The following is a 957-nucleotide window of genomic DNA, read 5'->3' on the forward strand; positions in this document are numbered from 1 at the left end:
ACATCCGCGCCCTCAGCACCGCCCAGGTCAACGCCCTGACCAACGGTCAGCTGCAGGCCCTGTCCTCCGCTCAGGTCGTCGCGCTCACCACCGAGCAGGTCCAGAACCTCACCACCGCCAACCTCAATGCGTTGACGACCGAGGAGCTGGCCCGCTTCACCACGGCCCAAGTCCGTGCCCTGACCACCGAGCAGATCAACAACCTCTCCACGGCCAACCTCGCCGCGCTCGGCACGGCGCAGTACGCCGCGCTCACGTCCGATCAGGTCAACGCCTTCACCACCGGCCAGGTCCGCAGCCTGGAGACGGCGGACGTGCGCTCGATCACCACCGCCGCGCTGGCCGGCCTGACCTCCACGCAAGTGGGCGCCCTCACCACCGACGGCGTGCAGGCCCTGACCACCGGCCAGATCGGTGCGCTCAACACCGACCAGTTCAAGGGCATGACCACCGCCGACATGGTGGCCCTGACCTCCACCCAGGTCGCCGCGCTCACCTCGGTGCAGGCCGCTTCGCTCAACACCGACCAGCTGCGTGCCATCGAGGTGGCTGACGTCAAGGCCATCACCACCGGTGACATCCGTGCCCTGGACTCGGCGCAAGTCAACGCCCTGACCAACAGCCAGCTGCAGGCGCTCACCTCGGCCCAGCTGGTGGCCCTGAGCACCACGCCGCAGGTCAGTGGCCTGACCACCGGCAACCTCAACACGCTCACCACCGAGCAGATCTCCCGGCTGACCACGGCCCAAGTCCGTGCCCTCACCACCGAGCAGATCAACAACCTCTCCACGGCCAACCTTGCGGCCATGGGCACGGCGCAGTACGCCGCACTCACGTCCGATCAGGTCAACGCCTTCACCACCGGCCAGGTCCGCAGCCTGGAGACGGCGGACGTGCGCTCGATCACCACCGCCGCGCTGGCCGGCCTGACCTCCACGCAAGTGGGCGCCCTCACCA

At 68.7% G+C, this 957-nt stretch carries 1 pseudogene; it reads left to right on the forward strand.

The features are described 5' to 3' along the window. A pseudogene (locus tag ACG01O_RS22235) lies at window positions 1-957 on the forward strand (heme utilization protein); the annotation flags it as partial.

This window comes from Pelomonas baiyunensis (genome assembly GCF_043555935.1).
GTDB classification, from domain to species: Bacteria; Pseudomonadota; Gammaproteobacteria; order Burkholderiales; family Burkholderiaceae_C; genus Pelomonas; species Pelomonas baiyunensis.